Source organism: Pseudomonas sp. MWU13-2517, from assembly GCF_023242545.1.
Taxonomy (GTDB): Bacteria; Pseudomonadota; Gammaproteobacteria; order Pseudomonadales; family Pseudomonadaceae; genus Aquipseudomonas.
This window is the reverse complement of sequence record NZ_JALMFA010000010.1, coordinates 227,003-247,857: the sequence shown is the minus strand read 5'-3', so window position 1 is coordinate 247,857 and position 20,855 is coordinate 227,003. Positions and strand designations below refer to the sequence as shown.

The 20,855-nt window shown below is 61.3% G+C and carries 18 protein-coding genes and 2 pseudogenes; 19 read left to right on the top strand and 1 reads right to left on the bottom strand.

What is annotated here, in order from left to right:
* Positions 1-33: 33 nt before the first annotated feature.
* The 18 genes and pseudogenes from M5B97_RS16780 to M5B97_RS16695 all read left to right on the top strand — a co-directional run bounded on the left by M5B97_RS16780 (position 34) and on the right by M5B97_RS16695 (position 20,092).
* Entirely contained in the window at positions 34-1,200 is a 1,167-nt protein-coding gene (locus M5B97_RS16780; protein ID WP_248732055.1) for an alginate biosynthesis protein Alg44, read from the top strand.
* A gap of 8 nt (positions 1,201-1,208) precedes the next feature.
* The gene (algK, locus tag M5B97_RS16775; RefSeq protein ID WP_248732054.1) at positions 1,209-2,750 is read left to right on the top strand and encodes an alginate biosynthesis TPR repeat lipoprotein AlgK; all 1,542 of its coding nucleotides are present in this window, start codon (positions 1,209-1,211) and stop codon (positions 2,748-2,750) included.
* Positions 2,747-4,234, top strand: coding sequence for an alginate export family protein (locus M5B97_RS16770; protein ID WP_248732053.1), 1,488 nt, complete (start codon positions 2,747-2,749; stop codon positions 4,232-4,234). Before algK ends, M5B97_RS16770 begins: the two co-directional genes overlap by 4 nt.
* Positions 4,234-5,802: a mannuronan 5-epimerase AlgG gene (algG, locus tag M5B97_RS16765; RefSeq protein ID WP_248732052.1), complete on the top strand. Its 1,569-nt coding sequence runs from the start codon at positions 4,234-4,236 to the stop codon at positions 5,800-5,802. Before M5B97_RS16770 ends, algG begins: the two co-directional genes overlap by 1 nt.
* Before the next feature lie 11 nt (positions 5,803-5,813).
* Entirely contained in the window at positions 5,814-7,262 is a 1,449-nt protein-coding gene (locus M5B97_RS16760) for an alginate O-acetyltransferase (RefSeq protein ID WP_134658934.1), read from the top strand.
* Positions 7,263-7,270: 8 nt separating this feature from the next.
* Positions 7,271-8,380 (top strand): mannuronate-specific alginate lyase, encoded by a 1,110-nt coding sequence (locus tag M5B97_RS16755; RefSeq protein ID WP_123714666.1) that lies wholly within the window; start codon positions 7,271-7,273, stop codon positions 8,378-8,380.
* Between the two features lie 155 nt (positions 8,381-8,535).
* Positions 8,536-10,068 (top strand): MBOAT family protein, encoded by a 1,533-nt coding sequence (locus tag M5B97_RS16750; RefSeq protein ID WP_134658546.1) that lies wholly within the window; start codon positions 8,536-8,538, stop codon positions 10,066-10,068.
* Between the two features lie 11 nt (positions 10,069-10,079).
* Positions 10,080-11,264 carry an alginate O-acetyltransferase gene (locus M5B97_RS16745; RefSeq protein WP_248732051.1) on the top strand — a complete coding sequence of 395 codons (1,185 nt, stop codon included), beginning with the start codon at positions 10,080-10,082 and terminating at the stop codon, positions 11,262-11,264.
* 16 nt (positions 11,265-11,280) lie between these two features.
* Positions 11,281-11,937, top strand: a complete 657-nt coding sequence (locus M5B97_RS16740; RefSeq protein ID WP_134658550.1) for an alginate O-acetyltransferase AlgF — start codon at positions 11,281-11,283, stop codon at positions 11,935-11,937.
* A gap of 218 nt (positions 11,938-12,155) precedes the next feature.
* Complete coding sequence (locus tag M5B97_RS16735; protein WP_134658552.1) at positions 12,156-13,607, top strand: mannose-1-phosphate guanylyltransferase/mannose-6-phosphate isomerase; 1,452 nt, start codon at positions 12,156-12,158, stop codon at positions 13,605-13,607.
* Between the two features lie 196 nt (positions 13,608-13,803).
* Positions 13,804-14,268, top strand: a complete 465-nt coding sequence (locus M5B97_RS16730) for a multidrug transporter (protein ID WP_123714663.1) — start codon at positions 13,804-13,806, stop codon at positions 14,266-14,268.
* A gap of 14 nt (positions 14,269-14,282) precedes the next feature.
* Complete coding sequence (locus tag M5B97_RS16725) at positions 14,283-15,095, top strand: SDR family oxidoreductase (RefSeq protein ID WP_248732050.1); 813 nt, start codon at positions 14,283-14,285, stop codon at positions 15,093-15,095.
* Positions 15,096-15,103: 8 nt separating this feature from the next.
* Positions 15,104-15,316, top strand: a pseudogene (locus M5B97_RS16720) (MFS transporter); the annotation flags it as partial.
* Positions 15,313-15,714: a DUF4440 domain-containing protein gene (locus tag M5B97_RS16715; RefSeq protein WP_248732049.1), complete on the top strand. Its 402-nt coding sequence runs from the start codon at positions 15,313-15,315 to the stop codon at positions 15,712-15,714. The pseudogene M5B97_RS16720 and the gene M5B97_RS16715, both read left to right, overlap by 4 nt.
* Before the next feature lie 231 nt (positions 15,715-15,945).
* Positions 15,946-17,304 (top strand): TolC family protein, encoded by a 1,359-nt coding sequence (locus M5B97_RS16710; RefSeq protein ID WP_248732065.1) that lies wholly within the window; start codon positions 15,946-15,948, stop codon positions 17,302-17,304.
* Positions 17,304-18,434 carry an ABC transporter permease gene (locus tag M5B97_RS16705; RefSeq protein WP_248732048.1) on the top strand — a complete coding sequence of 377 codons (1,131 nt, stop codon included), beginning with the start codon at positions 17,304-17,306 and terminating at the stop codon, positions 18,432-18,434. Before M5B97_RS16710 ends, M5B97_RS16705 begins: the two co-directional genes overlap by 1 nt.
* 6 nt (positions 18,435-18,440) lie before the next feature.
* Positions 18,441-19,193 (top strand): ABC transporter ATP-binding protein, encoded by a 753-nt coding sequence (locus M5B97_RS16700; RefSeq protein ID WP_248732047.1) that lies wholly within the window; start codon positions 18,441-18,443, stop codon positions 19,191-19,193.
* Complete coding sequence (locus M5B97_RS16695) at positions 19,190-20,092, top strand: HlyD family efflux transporter periplasmic adaptor subunit (RefSeq protein ID WP_248732046.1); 903 nt, start codon at positions 19,190-19,192, stop codon at positions 20,090-20,092. Before M5B97_RS16700 ends, M5B97_RS16695 begins: the two co-directional genes overlap by 4 nt.
* 35 nt (positions 20,093-20,127) lie before the next feature.
* On the opposite strand, the pseudogene M5B97_RS16690 reads toward M5B97_RS16695, so the two are convergent.
* Positions 20,128-20,412: pseudogene (locus tag M5B97_RS16690) on the bottom strand (efflux transporter periplasmic adaptor subunit); the annotation flags it as partial.
* A 53-nt stretch (positions 20,413-20,465) separates the two neighbouring features.
* Here M5B97_RS16690 and tnpB point away from each other — a divergent pair.
* Complete coding sequence (tnpB, locus tag M5B97_RS16685; protein WP_349292530.1) at positions 20,466-20,846, top strand: IS66 family insertion sequence element accessory protein TnpB; 381 nt, start codon at positions 20,466-20,468, stop codon at positions 20,844-20,846.
* Positions 20,847-20,855: the final 9 nt, after the last annotated feature.

The following is a 20,855-nucleotide window of genomic DNA, read 5'->3' as shown; positions in this document are numbered from 1 at the left end:
GCCAAGCCTGAATTAACTAGGAAATCGAACAGTATGAACAGCCCAGTAAACGCCAATGTTGTCCACGAATCCGAAGCCCAGCGCCAACATGCCCGAGTCAAGATTCCGGCCAAGTTGCGCTTCTTCAACACTGACCGCGCACCGACCGAAGCACGGGTGATCGACTTGTCTGCCGGTGGCCTGGCATTCACCGCCACCCAGCCGCTGACCGTCGGCGCAGTGCATAAAGGCCGCCTGCAATTTGTCATCGACAACCTCGGCCTGGCGATGGACGTGGAGCTGCAGATCCGCTCCTACGACCGCCAGACCGGCCGCACCGGTTGCCAGTTCCAGAACCTGGAGCCGCAAGACATTTCCACCCTGCGCCACCTGATCACCTCACACTTGTCCGGTGACATCGTGACCATGGGCGACGTGCTCGCCACCCTGCAACGGGATAACTTCACCAAGGCGCGCAAGGTCAAGGACAGCGGCAGCGGCATGACCGCGTTCGGTCGCCTGCGGGCAGTGACGTTCAGCGCCGGGATCTTCATCGTCGGCCTGGCGGCATTCGGCTTCATCTTCAAATCGCTGTACGGCATGTACTTCGTCAGCCACGCCCAGGCCGGCCTGGTCAGCGTACCCGGCATGAACGTGACCATGCCCCGCGACGGTACCGTGCAAAGCCTGCTCAAAGGTGATGCGGTCGCCGCCAAGGGCGCGCCACTGGCGACCTTCAGCACCAGCATGCTCGACGTACTCAAGGGCCACCTGGACGAAGATCAACTGCAACCGGCCAAGGTTGAAGAACTGTTCGGCAAGCAAATGACCGGCACCCTGACGTCGCCGTGCGATTGCGTGGTCGCCCAGCAACTGGTCGCCGACGGCCAGTACGCCAGCAAGGGCGATGTGATCTTCCACCTGGTACCTCGCGGCAGCCAGGCCAACGTGGAAGCGCGCTTCACCTATCGCCAGTTCGCCGACGTCCGCCCAGGCACTCCGGTGAACTTCCAGGTGGCCGACGAGGAACAGGTACGCACCGGCACCATCGTCAGCAGCACCAGCCTGAACAGCGCCGACTTGTCTTCCGATATCCGCGTGCAGATCAAGCCTGACGCCCCGCTGGACAGCACCTACGCCGGTCGCCCGGTGGAAGTGTCGAGCGACCGTGGCCCATCGCTGAACTGGCTGATCGATAAAGCCATGGCCCACGGTCTGTAAGCGAGGACATGCCTGTGACGACTCATTTGAAAACACCGCAATCCCTGTGGGAGCGGGCTTACTGTGGCGAGGGAGCTTGCTCCCGTTCGACAGCGCAGCTGGAGCCCGCTTTTGGGGGCGCTGCGCACCCCAGCGGGAGCAAGCTCCCTCGCCACAAAAGCAGTTCCCACTTGGGTACAGTCGCGTTGCTGGCGCTTGCAGTCAGCCTGGCCGGTTGTGCCGGTCTGCCCGACCAGCGCTTGGCCAATGAAGCTCTCAAGCGCGGCGACACCGTGACTGCCCAGCAGAACTACCAGCAGTTGGCCGACCTCGGTTACAGCGAAGCCCAAGTCGGCCTGGCCGATATCCAGGTCACCACCCGCGATCCCGAGCAGATCCGCCAGGCCGAGGCTACTTATCGCGCAGCCGCCGACACCTCGCCGCGGGCCCAGGCACGCCTTGGCCGCCTGCTGGTGGCCAAGCCCGGTGCCACCGAAGCCGAGCACCACGAAGCCGAAGCCCTGCTGAAAAAAGCCTTTGCCAATGGTGAAGGCAACACCCTGATCCCGCTGGCGATGCTGTACCTGCAATACCCGCATAGCTTTGCGAACGTGAACGCCCAGCAGCAGATCAGCCAGTGGCAAGCGGCAGGTTATCCGGAGGCCGGCCTGGCCCAGGTGCTGCTGTATCGCACCCAGGGCACCTACGACCAGCACTTGGATGACGTAGAACGCATCTGCAAGAGCGCACTGAACACCACCGATATCTGCTACGTCGAGTTGGCCACGGTCTACCAGAAAAAAGCCGAGCCGGAAAAACAGGCGCAGTTGCTCAAGCAGATGGAAGCAGGCTACAGCCGTGGCACCGTCACCGCACAGCGCGTCGACAGCGTCGCCCGCGTGCTCGGCGACGCCAGCCTCGGCACGCCGGACGAAAAAACGGCCCAGGCGCTGCTGGAGAAGATCGCCCCCGGCTACCCCGCTTCCTGGGTCAGCCTGGCACAGTTGCTCTACGACTTCCCCGAACTGGGCGACGTCGATCAGATGATGAAGTACCTGGACAACGGCCGCGCCGCCGACCAGCCGCGTGCCGAGCTGTTGCTGGGCAAGCTCTACTACGAAGGCAAGTGGGTACCGGCCGACGCAAAAGCCGCCGAAGCCCATTTCGAAAAAGCCGTGGGCAAGGAGGTGGCCGCCGATTACTACCTCGGCCAGATCTACCGCCGCGGCTACCTGGGCAAGGTCTACTCGCAAAAAGCCCTGGACCACTTGCTGACCGCTGCGCGCAACGGCCAGAACAGCGCCGATTTCGCCATCGCCCAGTTGTTTTCCCAAGGCAAGGGCACCAAGCCCAATCCATTGAACGCCTATGTCTTCAGTCAATTGGCCAAGGCCCAGGACACACCTGAGGCCAATGAATTGGCCACGCAGCTCGAAGCCCCGCTGACGCCAGAGCAGCGCGCCGAAGGCCAACGCCTGGTGCAACAAGAGCTGGCCACCCGCGGCACCCTGGCCCAGAGCACGCTGCAACTGCACGCCCTGCAAGAAGAAGACGGCGAGGAATCCCTATGAAGCTCAACCCATTCGTCAAGGCCGGCATTGGCCTGACCTTCGCCCTGCTATGGTCGTGCCCGACCCTGGCCGCGCTGACCGAAGCCAAGAACTTCGGCCTGGAAGTGAAAATCACCGGCCAGTCCGAAGACGACCGCGACCTGGGCACCAAGCCCGGCGGCGACGTCAACGGCATCGGCCTCGACCTGCGCCCGTGGGTCTATGGTGAAAGCGGCGCGTGGAGCGCCTATGCCATGGGCCGGGCCGTGACATCGAGTGACATCATCGAGACCGACACCCTGCAACAGTCCTCCGATGACGCCACCGAGCAGTCGAGCAATGACGACCGCAAAACCAAGAAAAACTACCTCGCCCTGCGCGAGTTCTGGGTCGGCTACAGCGGCTTCACGCCCTACCCCGGCGAGCTGCTCAAGTTGGGTCGCCAACGCCTGCGCAATGACGACGGCCAATGGCGCGACACCAATATCGAAGCGCTGAACTGGACGTTCGACACCACCTTGCTCAAGGCCAACGTCGGCGCCGCCGAGCGTTTTAGCGAATACCGCACCGACCTCAAGGAACTGTCGCCCAAGGACAAGGACCGCCAGCATTTCTACGCCGATGCGTCCTACCAGTGGACACCGGGCCAGTGGATCGGCCTGCGCGGCCACCATACCCATGACGACGGCAAGCTCGACTACGCCGAACCCGGCGTCGCCAGCGACCCATTGGACAAGCGCGAAAACGGCGACCTGACCTGGCTTGGCATCGAAGCCAACAGCGACGCCTATAACTGGCGCAACACCAATACCGTCAACTACTGGGCCAGCATCACCGGCATGCAGGGCAACCGCGACACGGTCAACGCGTTGAACGCCGATGGCACCCGCCCGAGCAACGCCAAGCGCAGTGATGACGTGAATGGCTGGGCCACCGATATCGGCGTGCGCTTGCGCCTCGATCCGCAATGGCAAGTCGGTGCGGCCTACTCCCGCGCCAGCGCCGAATACGAGCAGAACGGCCTGCAGAGCAACCGTTCGAACTGGACCGGCACTCAGTCCCGCGTGCACCGCTTCGGCGAGGCGTTCCGTGGCGAGATGAACAACATGCAGTCGATGAGCCTTTTCGGTTCCTGGCAACTGCGCGAGGACTATGACGCCAGCCTGGTCTATCACAAGTTCTGGCGCGTGGACGGCAACAAGCCGGTGGGCAGCAATGGTATCGACGCCGTGCAGAACAACACCGACGACGTGACCGGCGCGATCCTGTCCAGCACTTCCCTGCCCCTTGAAGACGGCAAGAAAGACCTGGGTCAAGAGATGGACCTGGTGGTCACCAAGTATTTCAAGAAGGGTCTGCTGCCGGCCGCGCTGAGCCAGTCGATCGACGAACCCTCGGCTTTGGTGCGCTTTCGCGCAGGCGTGTTCAAACCGGGCGATGCCTATGGCAGCCAGGTCGACTCGTACATGCACCGCGCCTTTGTCGACGTGATCTGGCGATTCTGATGGGAGCCTGTGCAATGAACGCTCAAAGCCTACTCGTCGCGGCAATGCTGCTGGCCAGCGCCACGGCCTCTGCCGATCAGGCGGCCAAGGCGCCGACCATCGCCAAAGGGCTGCAACAGGCCAAGACCTACACCATTTCCAGCCCGCCGACGGCGCCGCTGGAAATGGCCAAGCCGGCCCTGCCTGACCTGTCGGGCTACACCGCCGCAGCGATGGAAAAAAAGATCGTAAGAACCAAGCCGGGCAAAATCAGCATTCGCCGCATGATGCAGGAAGATGCGCTCAAGGACTTTATCGGCGGTGACAACAAGATGGCCGAATGGGTGGTGCGCCAGCATGGCATTCCCCAGGCGATCTTCGTCGATGACGGTTACATGAACCTCAAGGACTTGCTCGGCAAAGTGCCCAAGCAGTACTTCAGCGAGACCTCGCCGGGCGTGTTCCTGGCCAAGCTGCCGATCGTGGTCGGGCGTAAAGGCATCCTGGAAATCGACAAGAAAACCCAGGAGCTGCGCCTCTCCCAGCAAGCCGGTTCGTTCCTGATCAACGATGGCCAGCTGTTTGTGCGTGATACCAAAATCACCGGTTGGAACGAAAAGACCAACGGCCCGGCGCTGTTCCAGTCACCCAAGGAATTCCGTCCCTTCCTGCTGGCCTGGGGCGGCACCGAGACCTACGTCGCCAACAGCAAGATGGCCAGCTTCGGCTACGCCAACAGTAAGTCCTATGGGGTGAGTATTTCCCAGTACACGCCGAACATGGCCAAGGTGCTCAAGCGTCCCGAGCCTACCGGCTGGATCATCGACTCCGAGTTCTCGGACATGTGGTACGGCTTCTACTGCTACGAAACCACGGGTTTTGTGCTCAAGGGCAATACCTACAAAGACAACATCGTCTACGGCATCGACCCCCACGACCGTTCCCACGGCCTGATCATCGCCGACAACACCGTGTACGGCACCAAGAAGAAGCACGGCATCATCATTTCCCGTGAGGTGAACGACAGCTTCATCTTCAACAACCGCAGCTACGACAACAAGCTCTCGGGCCTGGTGATCGACCGTAACAGCGTGAACAACCTGATCGTCGACAACGAGATCTACCGCAACCACACCGACGGCATCACCCTCTATGAGAGCGGCGACAACCTGCTGTGGGGCAACAAGGTGATCAGCAACCGTCGCCACGGCATTCGCGTGCGCAACAGTGTGAACATCAAGCTGTACGAGAACACGGCCATGGCCAACGGCCTGACCGGCGTGTACGGCCACATCAAGGATCTGACCGACACCGACCGCGACATCGCCCTCGACCCGTTCGACGCCAAGGTGTCGCTGATCGTGGTCGGCGGTGAACTGGCGGGTAACGGCAGCGGGCCACTGTCCATCGACTCGCCATTGAGTATTGAGCTGTACCGCGTGTCGATGCTGGCACCGACCAAATCCAGCGGCATCAGCTTCTCCGGCGTCCTTGGAGATCGCCAGGAAGAGATTCTCGACCTGCTGGTACGCCAGCAGAAAGCCGTGCTGATCGACCCTGTCGAACGCCAGACCGAAATGCAGGATTGAGGATGACCCTTATGCACCCACACATGATCAAACTGCTGAGCCTATCGGGTCTGACCCTCGGCCTGCTCGCGGCCAGCCAGGGCGTACGCGCCGATGAAGTGAAAGCCCCGACTTTCACCGCCGAACCGTGCTGCAGCCTGTGCCCGGCCGCCCACGACGCGAAAAACTACACCACGCGTTACCAGCAGAATTTCACCACCCTGGTGCAGGCCCAGGGCGACTGGCTGTTCCGTACTCAGGAAGATTTGCGCACCGAATTCGACACCAGCCCCGCCGGCTACAAGCGCATGCAGCAATTGCACGATGCGTTCAAGGCCAAGGGCGTGGAACTGGTGGTGGTCTACCAGCCGACCCGCGGCCTGGTGAACCGCAACAAGCTCAACCCCGAGGAAAAAGCAAAGTTCGATTTCGACAAGGCGCTGGCCAACTACAAGACCATGCTCGGCCGTTTCGCCAAGATGGGCTTTGTGGTGCCGGACCTGTCACCGTTGACCAATGAGCAACTGCCCGATGAATTGCCGGCCCACGACTTTTACTTCCGTGGCGACCAGCACTGGACGCCCTACGGCGCCCAGCGCACCGCGAAAATCGTCGGTGCCAAAGTACGTGCCATGCCTGAGTTCGCGGATATTCCCAAGCGTGAATTCGAAACCAAACGCTCCGGGCGCATGGGCAAGACCGGCACCCTGCACAACATGGCCGGGCAATTGTGCGGCACCAGCTACGCGATCCAGTACATGGACCAGTTCACCACCGAGCCCAAGGGCGAAGCGGGCGACGGCGATCTGTTCGGTGATTCGGGCAACCCGCAGATCACCCTGGTGGGCACCAGCCACAGCGGCAAGAACTACAACTTCGCCGGCTTCCTGGAAGAGGAAATCGGTGCCGACATCCTTAACGTCGCCTTCCCTGGCGGTGGCCTGGAAGGTTCGATGATCCAGTACCTGGGCAGCGATGAGTTCCAGAAGAGCCCGCCGAAGATTCTGATCTGGGAGTTCTCGCCGCTGTATCGCCTGGACCAGGAAACCATCTACCGCCAGATGATGGCGCTGCTCGACAACGGCTGTGAAGGCAAGCCCGCGCAGATGAGCGCCAGCACAACGCTCAAACCCGGCAAGAACGAACTGCTGGTCAACAGCTCGAACAAAGACCTGCGTAACAGCAGTCATCAAGTGGATATCCGCTTCGCCGATCCGTCGGTGAAAACCTTGCAAGCCACCCTCTGGTACATGAACGGGCGCCATGAGGACATCAAGATCGAGAAACCCGAAACATCCGATACAGATGGGCGTTTCGCCTTTGAACTGCGCACCGATGAAGACTGGGCCTCGCAGAACTTGCTGGCTGTAGAAGTGCAGGGTCCCGAAGCGGGCGCTGCCGCGCAAAAGGTCGAAGCGAAAATTTGCACACGCAACGTATTCCCAAGCGGTGGTCAGCAGACCGCCCAACTCGGGAAGTGAGGTGACTTATGCAAAAACTATGGATTCCATCGTTGCTCGGCCTGGCGATCTTCGCAGGTTCAGTCAACGCCGCCGCCCCGCTGCGGCCACCCCAGGGCTACTTCGCACCGATCGAAGCGTTCAAGACCGGCGACTTCAAGGAAAACTGCGACACCATGCCGACGCCCTACACCGGGCCTCTGCAATTTCGCAGCAAGTACGAAGGGTCGGACAAGGCTCGCGCCACGCTGAACATGAAGTCCGAACAAGCCTTTCGCGACAGCACCGCCGATATCACCAAGCTGGAAAAAGACACCAGCAAGCGGGTGATGCAGTTCATGCGCGACGGCCGCCCGGAGCAGCTCGAGTGCACGTTGAACTGGCTGGTGTCGTGGGCCAAGGCTGACGCATTGATGTCCAAGGACTTCAACCACACCGGCAAATCCATGCGCAAATGGGCGTTGGGCAGCATGGCCTCGGCCTATGTGCGCCTGAAGTTCTCCGACTCCCACCCGCTGGCCAACCATCAGCAGGAATCGCAGCTGATCGAGGCGTGGTTCAACAAGCTGGCCGATCAAGTCGTCAGCGACTGGGACAACCTGCCGCTGGAAAAAACCAACAACCACTCTTACTGGGCCGCCTGGTCGGTGATGGCCACGTCCATCGCCACCAACCGTCGCGACCTGTTTGATTGGGCGGTGAAGGAATACAAGGTCGGCGTGAACCAGGTCGACGACCAAGGCTTCCTGCCGAATGAACTCAAGCGTCAACAACGCGCATTGTCCTACCACAACTACGCGCTGCCGCCGCTGTCGATGATCGCCAGTTTTGCGCTGGTCAACGGCGTAGATCTGCGCGAGGAAAACCATGGTGCGCTCAAGCGCCTGGGCGAAAAGGTGCTGGCCGGGGTGAAAGACCCGAGCATCTTCGAGCAGAAGAACGGCAAAGAACAGGACATGAAGGACTTGAAACAGGACATGAAATTCGCCTGGCTCGAACCTTTCTGCACCCTCTACACCTGCGCCCCGGATGTGATCGAGCGCAAGCACGGGATGCAGCCGTTCAAGACGTTCCGCCTGGGCGGCGACCTGACCAAGGTCTACGACCCGACGCATGAAAAAGGCAAAAAAGGTTCCTGAGCGAACCCGGTAAAAAAATGTGTGTGGGGCAAGCCCCCACCCACATTTTCAAGCCGGTTTCATCAGTAGGAATGTAGTACCGCCTCCCCGAATTCGTGGGGGGGTTTGGGGGGGGCGTTGGCCCTTGACTGTTGGTTAAACATGGAGAGATCGGGATGGTTTTCTCGTCCAATGTGTTCCTGTTCCTGTTCTTGCCGATCTTTCTCGGCTTGTACTATCTGAGCGGGCAACGCTATCGCAACCTGCTGCTGCTGATTGCCAGCTACGTGTTCTACGCCTGGTGGCGAGTGGACTTCCTGGCGCTGTTCGCCGCCGTGACGCTGTGGAACTACTGGATCGGCCTCAAGGTCGGTGCAGCCGGCGTGCGCACCAAGCCGGCTCAACGCTGGCTGCTGCTCGGCGTGGCGGTCGACCTGTGCATCCTCGGCTACTTCAAGTACGCCAACTTCGGCGTCGACAGCATCAACGTGATGATGAAGTCGATGGGGCTGGAGCCGTTCATCCTCACCCACGTGCTGTTGCCGATCGGGATCTCGTTCTACATCTTCGAGTCCATCAGCTACATCATCGACGTGTACCGCGGCGACACACCGGCCACCCGCAACCTCATCGACTTCGCGGCGTTCGTGGCGATCTTCCCGCACCTGATCGCCGGCCCGGTGTTGCGCTTTCGCGACCTGGCCGACCAGTTCAACAATCGCACCCACACCCTCGATAAATTCTCCGAGGGCTGCACGCGGTTCATGCAGGGTTTCATCAAGAAGGTGTTCATTGCCGACACCCTCGCGGTGGTGGCCGACCATTGCTTCGCCCTGCAAAACCCCACCACGGGCGACGCCTGGCTCGGTGCGCTGGCCTACACCGCGCAGCTGTACTTCGACTTCTCCGGCTACAGCGACATGGCTATCGGCCTGGGCCTGATGATGGGTTTTCGCTTCATGGAAAACTTCAAGCAGCCGTACATCAGCCAGTCGATCACCGAGTTCTGGCGGCGCTGGCACATCAGCCTGTCCACCTGGCTGCGTGATTACCTGTACATCACCCTGGGCGGTAACCGCAAAGGCACGCTGACCACCTATCGCAACCTGTTCCTGACCATGCTGCTCGGTGGTCTTTGGCACGGCGCGAACATCACCTACATCGTGTGGGGTGCGTGGCATGGCATGTGGCTGGCGATTGAAAAAGCCATCGGCCTCAATACTTCCCCGCGCAGCTTCAACCCCGTGCGCTGGGCATTGACCTTCCTGCTGGTGGTGATGGGCTGGGTGATCTTCCGCGCCGAAAACCTGCACGTCGCCGGCCGTATGTACGGCGCGATGTTCAGCTTCAACGAATGGTCTCTGTCGGAACTCAACCGCGCCAGCCTCACCGGCCTGCAAGTGGCGACCCTGGTGGTGGCGTACGCAACCCTGGCGTTCTTCGGCCTGCGTGACTTCTACAGCAACCGCCCCGCCGAGAAAGCCAAGCCGGCCGACCCGAGCCTGATCAAGGCGGTACCGGGCGACAACCCAGGCAGTATCCATGAGCCAGGCTTCACCGTTGGCCGGGATGCCGCCGTGCAACCGGCCTACTGGACCGCTGACTGGCCACGCTACGCCATGCGCGCTGCGGTGCTGCTGCTGTTCGTGGCGTCGATTCTCAAACTGTCGGCGCAGAGTTTCTCGCCGTTCCTTTACTTCCAATTCTGAGGGAGCCGACCATGACCCGTTCATTCCGCATCCTCTATATCGGCCTGTTCCTGGCGCTGCTGCTGGCCCTGGGCGCCTGGTCGCTGCGCAGCTTCTTCGGCTTCAGCACCAATGCCGACGCGACCGTACTCAACGGTCGCTGGACCAAGGCCGTCGAGACCCACTACGACGACGAGTTCCCGATCAAACGCCTGGGCACCAACCTCTGGGCGGCGCTGGACTACAAACTGTTCAACGAAGGCCGCAAGGGCGTGGTGCTCGGCCGCGATCACTGGTTGTACAGCGACGAGGAGTTCAACCCTACCGCCAACGAAGACCAGAACCTGCAAGACAATTACGCACTGGTCGAAGGCGTACGCCAGAAGCTCAAGACCCAAGGCATTCAACTGGTCATGGCGATCGTGCCGGCCAAGGTGCGTCTGTACCCGGAACACCTGGGTGAGGTGAAACCGGCGAGCATCCACGCCAACCTGTACCAGGACTTCCACGCCCGTGTGGCAGCCGACAAGATCATCGCTCCCGACCTGCTTGGCCCGCTGCAACAGGCCAAGCTCGGCGGCAAGCAGGTGTTCCTGCGCACCGACACCCACTGGACACCGGACGGTGCCGAAATCGCCGCCAGGCAAATTGCCAAGGTGATTGCCGACAAGACACCGTTGAGCGGCGAGCCGCAGCGCTTTGTCACCGAAGCCGAAAAAACCGAGCCGCATAAAGGCGACCTGCGCCTGTTCCTGCCCCTGGATCCGCTGTTCGAAAACCTGATGCCGCCCAAAGAGCCGCTGCAAAAACGCGTCACTCATCTGGCTGAAACTAAAGGTGACGATGCGTTGTTCAGCGACAGCGAACACCCGGTGGCCCTGGTTGGCACCAGCTACAGCGCCAACCCCAACTGGAACTTCGTCGGTGCGCTCAAGCAAGCCTTGCACAGCGACGTCATCAACTACGCCGAAGACGGCCACGGCCCGATCCTGCCGATGCTCAGCTACCTGAAAAGCGATGACTTCAAGAACAGCCCGCCACAAGTGCTGATCTGGGAGTTTCCTGAACGTTATCTGCCCGTGAACAACGAAATCGGTGATGCCGACCCCTCGTGGGTTGCGCAACTTAAACAAGCCGGTTCGCGCCAACAGAACATGGCACTGAATACCCCAGTTAAAAACCAAAAATCCGAGACGCCCGACCGGGCGCAAAACTGAAAGAGAGGTAACTCACATGACTTTCACTACAACTCCTCGTCGTCTCGCTAAAACCCTGGCTATCGCGGCCGGCTTGAGCTTCGTATCGATGTCGGCCTTCGCCGGTGGCGACGCCGCGCTCTACGGCCCGACCGCGCCAAAAGGTTCAAGCTTCGTACGGGTCTACAACGCTTCCAACCAGGAAGTCAGCGCCACCGTCGGCGCCACCAACCTGAGCGACGTAGCGCCACTGGCCAGCAGTGACTTCAGCTTCATGCCAGGGGGTGACTACAGCGCCAAGATCGGCAGCCAGACCGTGCCGGTCAAACTCGCCCCGGACCACTACTACACCCTGGTCAACAGCGGCAGCGGCCAGCCTCAGTTGATCGAAGAACCACCGTTCAAGAACAAGCAAAAATCCCTGGTACGCGTGCAGAACCTCAGCGACAAGGCCCTGACCCTGAAAACCGCCGACGGCAAGACCGACGTCGTCCAGTCGGTGGCCGCCAAAGGCCGTGGCGAGCGCGAGATCAACCCGGTGAAAGTCAGCCTGGCGCTGTATGACGGCGACAAGAAAGTCGGCGACGTGAAGCCGGTGGCGCTGGAGCGTGGTGAGGCCGCGGTGCTGTACGTCACCGGTTCCGGTTCGAGCCTGTCGCCAGTGTGGGTGAAACGCCCCGTGTCGACCCGCTAACTATTTTCCGGACTGACTACCCCCTGTAGGAGCGAGCTTGCTCGCGAAAATCGCCAAGGATAACGCGGGCATTCTGAATGCCCGCAGTGTCTGGAAGTGCTTCGCGAGCAAGCTCGCTCCTACAGAGGGTCGAGTGGTCAGTTCGGACCGAGACAAAAACAAGAGTGAAACGACAAACCTTCGTAGCTCTGACCCATATCGATTCAAGGAGAAACAGCATGATCCCAGTAATCCTTTCCGGTGGTAGCGGCTCACGTCTTTGGCCGCTTTCCCGTAAACAGTTCCCTAAACAATTCCTGGCCCTGACCGGCGAGCACACGCTGTTCCAGCAAACCCTGGAACGCCTGGTGTTCGAAGGCATGGACTCCCCGATCGTGGTCTGCAACAAGGACCACCGTTTCATCGTCAACGAGCAACTGGCCGCGCGTAAGCTCGAATGCCAGCGCATCCTGATGGAACCGTTCGGCCGCAACACCGCGCCGGCCGTGGCCCTCACCGCGATGATGCTGGTCAATGAAGGCCGCGACGAACTGATGCTGGTGCTGCCCGCCGACCACGTGATCGATGACCAGAAAGCCCTGCAACGCGCCCTGGCCCTGGCCACCGTGGCCGCCGAGCGTGGCGAGATGGTGCTGTTCGGTGTACCGGCGACCCGTCCGGAAACCGGCTACGGCTATATCAAGTCCACCAACGACTCACTGCTGCCCGAAGGCGTGAGCCGCGTGCAACAGTTCGTGGAAAAACCCGATGAGAAACGTGCCGTGGAGTTTGTCAAAAACGGCGGTTACTTCTGGAACAGCGGCATGTTCCTGTTCCGCGCCAGCCGCTTCCTCGAAGAGCTGAAAAAGCACGACCCGGACATCTACGACACCTGCGTACTGACCCTGGAACGCAGTGCCCAGGATGCCGACACCGTGACGTTCGACGAAGCCACCTTCGCCTGCTGCCCGGACAATTCCATCGACTACGCTGTGATGGAAAAAACCCAGCGCGCCTGCGTAGTGCCGTTGAGCGCCGGTTGGAGCGACGTGGGTTGCTGGGCCTCGCTGTGGGCGGTCAACGATAAGGACGCCAACGGCAACGTGAGCAAAGGCGACGTGGTGATCCAGGACAGCCGCAACTGCATGGTGCATGGCAACGGCAAGCTGGTGTCGGTGATCGGCCTGGACAACATCGTGGTGGTGGAAACCAAGGACGCGATGATGATTGCCCACAAGGACAAGGTCCAGGGCGTCAAGCAGATGGTCAACACGCTGAATGAGCAAGGCCGCAGCGAAACCCAGAACCATTGTGAAGTCTACCGTCCGTGGGGTTCCTACGACTCGGTGGACATGGGCGGACGCTTCCAGGTCAAGCACATCTCGGTCAAGCCGGGCGCATGCCTGTCGCTGCAAATGCACCACCACCGCGCCGAGCATTGGATCGTGGTCAGCGGCACCGCTGAAGTCACCTGCGACGAGAACGTGTTCCTGCTCTGTGAGAACCAGTCAACCTACATCCCGATTGCCTCGGTGCACCGCCTGCGCAACCCGGGCAAGATCCCGCTGGAAATTATCGAAGTGCAATCGGGCAGTTACCTGGGTGAAGACGATATCGAGCGGTTCGAAGATATCTATGGGCGCTCGACCCCGATTGAACGTGGCGTTTCGGTGAAAACTATCGCGCAGTAAAACAGTCGTACAAGAAGCCCTCGTCCAGCCGACTGCGTCCCCTATCCGCAGCCGGTTGGGCGGGGGCTTTTTCTTTGGGCTTTGCGTCGACGGCGAAGGCCAAATCGGCAGCGAACCCAGGCAACACCTATTTCAAGCTGGCCAATCCCACCTACGCTTAAGTTAGGATGCTCGTTCCCTACTTGAGGTGGTCTCCATGTTCTTCGGCGTTCTCCTGATCATCACTTGGCTGGTCCTGCTGCTGCGCTACCCCGCCAAGGCGCTGCCGGTCTCCCTCGCCGCCGCTGTCGGCCTGGGTTTCGTGGCGATCTGGGTGGTGTGGCTGGATAACCGCGAGGCCTCGCAACTGGCGCGTCTCGAGCTGCGTATCCTCTACGCGCCACAAGACTGCCAGGCTGACCGCCCGTTGAAGCTGACCTTGAAGAATACCAACGACGTCCCCCTGACGGAGTTGCGCTGGCGCGTGGCCGCCTATGCACCCGGCGACACGGTCAACCTCGCCGACAACGTCTACGCCGCTCCGCGCTATCGCGGCCCCGGCGAACTACAGGCCGGTGAGACCTGGGAAGATTGCCTGCCCACACCACCGCTACGTCCCGGCTACCGCCCGCAAACCCTGGAATTTCGCGCCGAGCACCTGCAAGGCAGTTTCTCGGACTGACAAAGGACTGATCCATGCCCAACGTACTTATCACCGGTTGCTCCAGCGGCATCGGCCGCGCCCTCGCCGACGCATTCAAAACCGCAGGCTACGACGTGTGGGCCAGTGCCCGCCGCCAGGACGATGTGGCCGGACTATCCGCTGCCGGCTTCAATGCCGTGCAACTGGACGTCAACGACAATGCCGCCTTGCAGCGCCTGGCCGAACAACTGGGCGAGTTGGACGTGCTGGTGAACAACGCGGGTTATGGCGCTATGGGCCCACTGCTCGATGGCGGCACCGACGCGATGCAACGCCAATTCGAGACCAATGTATTTTCCATCGTCGGCGTGACCCAGGCCCTGTTCCCGGCCCTGCGGCGCAGCAAAGGACTGGTGGTGAATATCGGCAGCGTTTCCGGGGTGCTGGTGACACCGTTTGCCGGTGCGTACTGCGCATCAAAAGCCGCCGTGCATGCCTTGAGCGATGCACTGCGCATGGAATTGGCGCCGTTTGGCGTGCGGGTGATGGAAGTCCAACCCGGCGCGATCAATACCCGCTTTGCCAAAAATGCCGGCGCCCAGGCCGAGCTGTTAATCAACGAACAATCGCCGTGGTGGCCGTTGCGGGACGGCATTCGCGCGCGCAGCCAGGCCTCCCAGGACAAGCCGACCCCCGCCAACGTGTTCGCGGCGGATGTGCTCAAGGCGGTGCAACAGAAAGAACCTGCGCGCCTGTTGCGTTCGGGCAATGGCAGCCGGGCGCTGCCGTTGATGGCGGCGTTGTTGCCCAAGGGCTTGCTGGAGAAGGTGTTGAAGAAGCGCTTCGGGCTGTCCGGTTCCCTCTAGCCCTTCATGGCCATGCCAGTGCCCTGTGGAACATCAATCGGCAAGTCAGCTTCTGCCTCGGCGCCGCCGCACTCAGTGCGCTGTTGTCGGTCTTGGATTGTTTCGCTACAACCTTCACGATAGCCGCAGCCTTGACCGTGCTGCCCTTCTTTGCAGTGTTACGCCTGGATACCTCCAGGGTCCGCGCACTGCTTCATCCTGCCAACGAGCTAAAGCCATGAATGATTACAGTGTTTTTTTCGACGAAGTGATCCACACCCACATCCAGATCGAGCAATGGTTTGCCGGGGTTGCGCCTGAAGGCACGTTACAGAGCCTGCTCGCGCGTTTCTCGCCCGAGTTCAGCATGGTCGCACCCGCGACCGGCGCCAGGGTGAATGCCGCCGGGGTCAATGCGCTGTTCACACGCCTGGGCGGCATGCGCCCGGGTTTGAAAATCACCTTGAGCGAGATGGCCGGGATTGATCAACACGCGAACGGTGCGACTGTCACTTATCGCGAACATCAGATCGATGACAGCGGCACCCAGACGGACCGCCGGGCCACGGTGGTGTTCGAGAAGCAGGCCGGTGGCGCGCTGCTATGGCGCCACCTGCACGAGACCTACTGCCAACCGTGACCCTGCGGTCATTCATTACAGAGCAATACAATTTCGCTACAAACTTGAACGGGCGCATTGCGTAAAGTTGCGCCCTGATTCTTGACTCAACAATCACCTCGTTCCTATCCGGCTGGTCGTTGATCGAAGTCCGCGTCGATCCTCTAAAGCAGTCCTGGGACCTTCTAGGTGAACCTTATCAAGCCTTTTAACCAATCGCGCTCTTGCCGGACGCTTTGCACATTGTCACTGGTGTTGATAGCGGTGACCGGCTGCTCAGTCGCCCCGTTGCCCGCACTGAAGCCCACCCCACCCGAAGCCTGGCGCAATGCGCCGCCTGCCGGGTCGCCACTCAAACCCGACCTGAACCGGTGGTGGCGCGCATTCAATGATCCCCAGCTCGATGCGCTGGTGGAGCGGGCACTGCAGAACAACCTGGATGTCGCCGCCGCCGTCGAGCGCCTGCGGGCCGCGCGGGTCTTGCGCGAGCATTCGCAATCGCCCTATCTCCCCGCGCTGGGCATCAAGACCCATGATGCGATAAGCCCTGACACCAGCACGTCGTACTTCCTGATCGGCTTTGACGCGCAGTGGGAACTACCGCTTTTTGGCGCCGGACAAAGCGCTGACCGTGTGGCCCAGGGTAATCAGGCGCTGGTCGTAGCCGACTTGCGCAACGTCCAGGTGTCGTTGGTGGCTGAAGTGGTGCGCCAATGGATCGAACTGCGTTCGGCACAACAGGCTGAACACGCCCTGATGACCCTGCGCGACACCCAGCGTGAAAAGCTGCAGCTGTTGCAGGTGCGTGAGCAGCTCACCCTGGCACCCCGGGTTGACGTGGCCGGCGCCGAGGCTGAACTGGCGCAGACCGACATGCTGCTGACCGAGCCACGGCAACGGATCAACAGCCATGCGCAACAATTGGCGCTACTGACGGGGCAACCGGAACCCGACGCACGCTGGCTGCAACCCGGCTCCCCGCCCACGCTTGGCCAATGGCAACTCAACGGCCTGCCGGCGGACCTGTTGCGCACACGTCCGGAGATTGCCGGCGCCGAGGCCAATGTATTGATCGCCGCCGGTGAACTGGGGCTGAGCCAAGCCGATATGTACCCGCACCTGAGCCTGGGCGCCTCGTTGCAGTGGTCGCTGAACATTGCCAGCAATCGCAAGCGCACGCCCAGCGGCAACAGCATTTTCTCGGCCGGGCCGGGGATCAGTATCCCGCTGTTCGATTGGGGCCAGCGAGCCGCCGCCGCCAAAGCCAGCAGTCATCAGATGCAGGTCGCCGTGCTGGCTTATCGGCAGGCGGTGCTGCAAGGCGTCGCTGAGGCCGAAATCGCGCTGGGTGACCTTGAGCAACTGCGTCTGCGCGAGCAATCGGCGAAACAGGTCTATGCCGCGCAACGGACACGCCTGGAAGCGGCACAACAGCGCGTCGACCTGGGTTTGATGAGCCCGCTGGAACTGACGGGCGCCCAGGTGGAAACGCTGCGTGCCCAGCAACAGGCCGACAGCGCGACCGCCCAACGGGATGTCGCCTACGTTGCACTCTACAAGGCGCTCGGCGGCGCGCCTTTACCGGCGACAACGTTGAAGGATGCTGACTGATGGTGGCTCTTGCCCGTCTGACACTGGTCCATGAGTGGCGCCGCTTCCTGCCCGCGATGATCGCGGTAGGCTTCGCCGGTTTGCTGCAGTTGCTCCAGACGGCCCTGGTACTGGGCATCTTCGGCAGCGCCAGTGTGTATATCACCGGTTCCACGGCGGACCTTTGGGTTGGTTATCCCGGCACTCAAAGCGTCAACCTCGGGCGGCCGATCAACGCCGATGTGGAAATGCGCCTGCGCATGGACGCCGATATCCTGCGCGTGGAGTCATTCCGTTGGGTGGACGCCGACTGGCGCGGGGCACGCGATACCGGTGGTGTGTCGGTCTACGTCTGCGGCATCGATGCCGGGCCACAAGGCCTGATGTTTGAACGCACGCTGCCGCCACAACTGCGTGCGCGCCTGGACGAGCCCGGAGCGGTGATCGTTGACCGGGCCGACCTGGACAGCCTGGGCGTCAAGCTTGGGGATAGCGCAATCATCAATGGCCAGCGCGTCCATGTGGTCGGCGTCACCAGCGGCCTGCGTGCGTTGGGCGGGGTCAACGTGCTGGCGTCGCTCTCCACGGCTCAACAACTCGACGCCACCGCCACGGCGGACCGCATGACTTACCTGGTCGCGAAAGTGCGCGACCCAGGCCAGGCCGAGACCGTTGCCGCGCGCGTAGGCGGCGGTGCGGGGTTCGGCAACTACGCGGTATGGACTGCCCAGCAGTTCGCGCAGCGCTCGCAGATGTACTGGATGTTCGACACGGGCGCCGGTGCAGGTGTGTTGTTCCTGGCAGGCATTGTCTTTCTGGTGGGCGCCGTGATCACCAGCCAGACGCTGGTGGCCGCTATTGTCGGTTCGATCCGCGAATACGCGACCCTGAATGCCCTTGGCGTGGGCGTGAATGCCCTGCGCAAAGTGGTGATGGAGCAGGCGTTCTGGGTCGGCGCGCTGGGGCTGCTTGGCAGTTCGGTCCTGGCGGGCCTGTTCTTTGTCATGGCGGCGCACTACAACGTGCCGTTGCAACTGTCGCCCATCGCGGCCCTGGCGTGCCTGTTCCTGAGCATGCTCCTGGCACTGGTGTCGGGCCTCGCGGCGATCCGCACCCTGCGTCACGCCGACCCGGCAAGCCTTTTGAGATAATCACCCATGAGCCTCTCGACATCGGCACCCGCCGTCACGCTTCAAGCCCGCAATATCAGCAAGTCGTTTACTTCGGGTCGGATCGTCACGCCTGTGCTGCATGACATTTCCCTGTCGATACGGCCAGGGGAATTGACCCTGATCTCAGGCCCGTCCGGTTGTGGCAAGAGTACGCTGCTGGCGATCCTCAGCGGTTTGCAGCGCCCCGACCAGGGCAGCACCACCGCGCTGGAGCAAAACCTGGCAAGCCTGGATAACCAGGCGCTGGAGCGCTTTCGCCTCAAGCACACCGGCTTTGTGTTCCAGGGGTTCAACCTGTTCCCGGCCCTGACCGCACTGCAGCAGGTCGAACTGCCTTTGAGCTACCTGGGCTTACCCGCCCGGGAAGTACGCCAGCGCGCCATTGAGGCCCTGGAAGAAGTCGGACTGGGCGCGCGCATGAAGCTGCGCCCGGCCGAATTGTCCGGCGGTGAAAAGCAACGTGTCGCCATCGCGCGTGCGGTGGCCAAAGCCCCCGAACTGCTGTTCGCCGACGAGCCCACCAGCGCCCTCGATGCCGCGAACGGCCATATCGTGATCGACATTTTGCACAGGATCGCACGCACACACGGGACCACGGTGCTGTGTGTCAGTCACGACCCGCGTCTGATCAACAGCTCCGACCGCGTGCTGAGCATGGAAGACGGCCGCATCCTGAACGATCACTTCCAACCCTTCCCACCCGCCGGACTGGCCGGTGCCCAGGAACATTCCGTATGAACTCGCGTTCGCTTCGCCCATGGCTGGTTCTGAGTAGCGCACTGTTGTTGCTCATTGGTTGCTCTCGTGAAGATCAACCCGCAAAACCCGCCGCATCAGCCCCAGGCTACCTGGCAGTCGCCCGTGGCCGCATTGATGTGGAAGGCGGCCTGCTCAAACTCGGCTTCACACGTGAAGCGGTGGTTAATGACATCAAGGTAAAAGAAGGCGATCAGGTCAAAAAAGGCCAACTGCTCGCCACCCTGGACAGCGAGCTGGAGCAACTGGCGGTCGGTGCAGCACTGACCGGGCAACAACAGGTACAGGTGCAAGCCAGGCAATTGGCGCGCCAGCTCAAGTTTGCCGAACAGAAGGCCAAACGCCTGACACTGGCAGCCGGAGCAGGCGCCGGCGACAAGCAAAGTGCCGATGAGGCTCACGAAGCGGCCGAGCGGCTGCGCGACGAGAGCGAAACCAATAAGGTAGAAGCCGACATCGCGGCGAGAAAGCTCAACGCAGCACGCTACGAACTGACCAAGCGCAGCCTTCGCGCACCTATCGATGCCGAAGTGGTTCGCCGCCTGATCCAGCCTGGCGCGGCTGTCTCCGCGCAGTCCGGGCCTGCCTTCGTATTGTTGCCGAATCAGCCGCGTATCGTACGTGCCGAGCTGAATGAATCATTCGCCGGCGTGGTCACTCCAGGAATGAAGGCCGAAGTGACGGATGACGGCGGCAATGGTTCGGCACCGTTGTCTGCCCACGTTATCCGTATCAGTGCGGTACTGGGCAACAGCACCCTTGAAGACGATGCACAGGTACGCGCCAATATGCGTACGGTCGAATGTATCCTGGCGTTCGACCAGCCCCCGCCGGCGTCACTGCGGGTCGGTCAACGCATGCTGGTGCGGTTCGGCCCGTAGGCGTGTGCCTGGGCAGGCCGTGCAACGCGGCCTGCTCAACGGGTCGTCGGGTTGACGATCACCGTGCAGGTGATGCCTGCCGCCAGCAGCACGCCTTGGGGCACCTCATCGATATGAATGCGCTCCGGCACCCGCTGGGCCAATCGTACCCAGTTGAAGGTCGGGTTCACATCGGCAATCAACTCGCGACTTTCGGGGTTGTCACGGTCATAGATACCCCGCGAGATGCTTTCCACGTGGCCCTTGAGCGTCTCGCCACTCATCAATTGCATATCGGCTTTGTCACCGACTTTGACGTGGGGCAGCTTGGTTTCTTCAAAGGTAAGCGCTCCATAAACCCCACATTCAAAACGCTTAGCGGATCCCGGATGCTGTGCTCCGATTCTCTCAGGAACCAGCTCGCCATGATGAGACCCGATGCCAAAGCCAAAAGTACCCCAAGCCGGCCGACTTCCGAAAATCCATTGGAGGCTTGGCTGTGCTAGTTGAGCTAGATATTAAAGTCGCAGTATTTGGCCCCGTGATTTTCGTCCTCCTCAACAAGCCTCGAAACCGAGTGAAGATTCTGTATTGGGAGCGCAACAGCTTCTGCCTTTGGCTCAAGCTCCTCGAGTCCGAACGATTCAAAACATCGCCTGACGTCACCGACGAGGCGATCGTTCTGACCGTCCAGGAACTCAACTGGATGCTCGATGGCTTTGACCTCTGGCGCAACCGTCCTCATCAAGTTTTGACGCCGCGATTCGTAGCCTGATTCGGGATA

Coding starts and splice junctions, on each gene's coding strand:
- algK (WP_248732054.1), top strand. CDS start 1,209: ATGCCTGTGACGACTCATTTGAAAACACCGCAATCCCTGTGGGAGCGG.
- M5B97_RS16700 (WP_248732047.1), top strand. CDS start 18,441: ATGAGCCTCTCGACATCGGCACCCGCCGTCACGCTTCAAGCCCGCAAT.
- M5B97_RS16755 (WP_123714666.1), top strand. CDS start 7,271: ATGCAAAAACTATGGATTCCATCGTTGCTCGGCCTGGCGATCTTCGCA.
- M5B97_RS16770 (WP_248732053.1), top strand. CDS start 2,747: ATGAAGCTCAACCCATTCGTCAAGGCCGGCATTGGCCTGACCTTCGCC.
- M5B97_RS16730 (WP_123714663.1), top strand. CDS start 13,804: ATGTTCTTCGGCGTTCTCCTGATCATCACTTGGCTGGTCCTGCTGCTG.
- M5B97_RS16705 (WP_248732048.1), top strand. CDS start 17,304: ATGGTGGCTCTTGCCCGTCTGACACTGGTCCATGAGTGGCGCCGCTTC.
- M5B97_RS16740 (WP_134658550.1), top strand. CDS start 11,281: ATGACTTTCACTACAACTCCTCGTCGTCTCGCTAAAACCCTGGCTATC.
- M5B97_RS16780 (WP_248732055.1), top strand. CDS start 34: ATGAACAGCCCAGTAAACGCCAATGTTGTCCACGAATCCGAAGCCCAG.
- M5B97_RS16735 (WP_134658552.1), top strand. CDS start 12,156: ATGATCCCAGTAATCCTTTCCGGTGGTAGCGGCTCACGTCTTTGGCCG.
- M5B97_RS16715 (WP_248732049.1), top strand. CDS start 15,313: ATGAATGATTACAGTGTTTTTTTCGACGAAGTGATCCACACCCACATC.
- M5B97_RS16695 (WP_248732046.1), top strand. CDS start 19,190: ATGAACTCGCGTTCGCTTCGCCCATGGCTGGTTCTGAGTAGCGCACTG.
- algG (WP_248732052.1), top strand. CDS start 4,234: ATGGGAGCCTGTGCAATGAACGCTCAAAGCCTACTCGTCGCGGCAATG.
- M5B97_RS16725 (WP_248732050.1), top strand. CDS start 14,283: ATGCCCAACGTACTTATCACCGGTTGCTCCAGCGGCATCGGCCGCGCC.
- M5B97_RS16745 (WP_248732051.1), top strand. CDS start 10,080: ATGACCCGTTCATTCCGCATCCTCTATATCGGCCTGTTCCTGGCGCTG.
- M5B97_RS16760 (WP_134658934.1), top strand. CDS start 5,814: ATGCACCCACACATGATCAAACTGCTGAGCCTATCGGGTCTGACCCTC.
- M5B97_RS16750 (WP_134658546.1), top strand. CDS start 8,536: ATGGTTTTCTCGTCCAATGTGTTCCTGTTCCTGTTCTTGCCGATCTTT.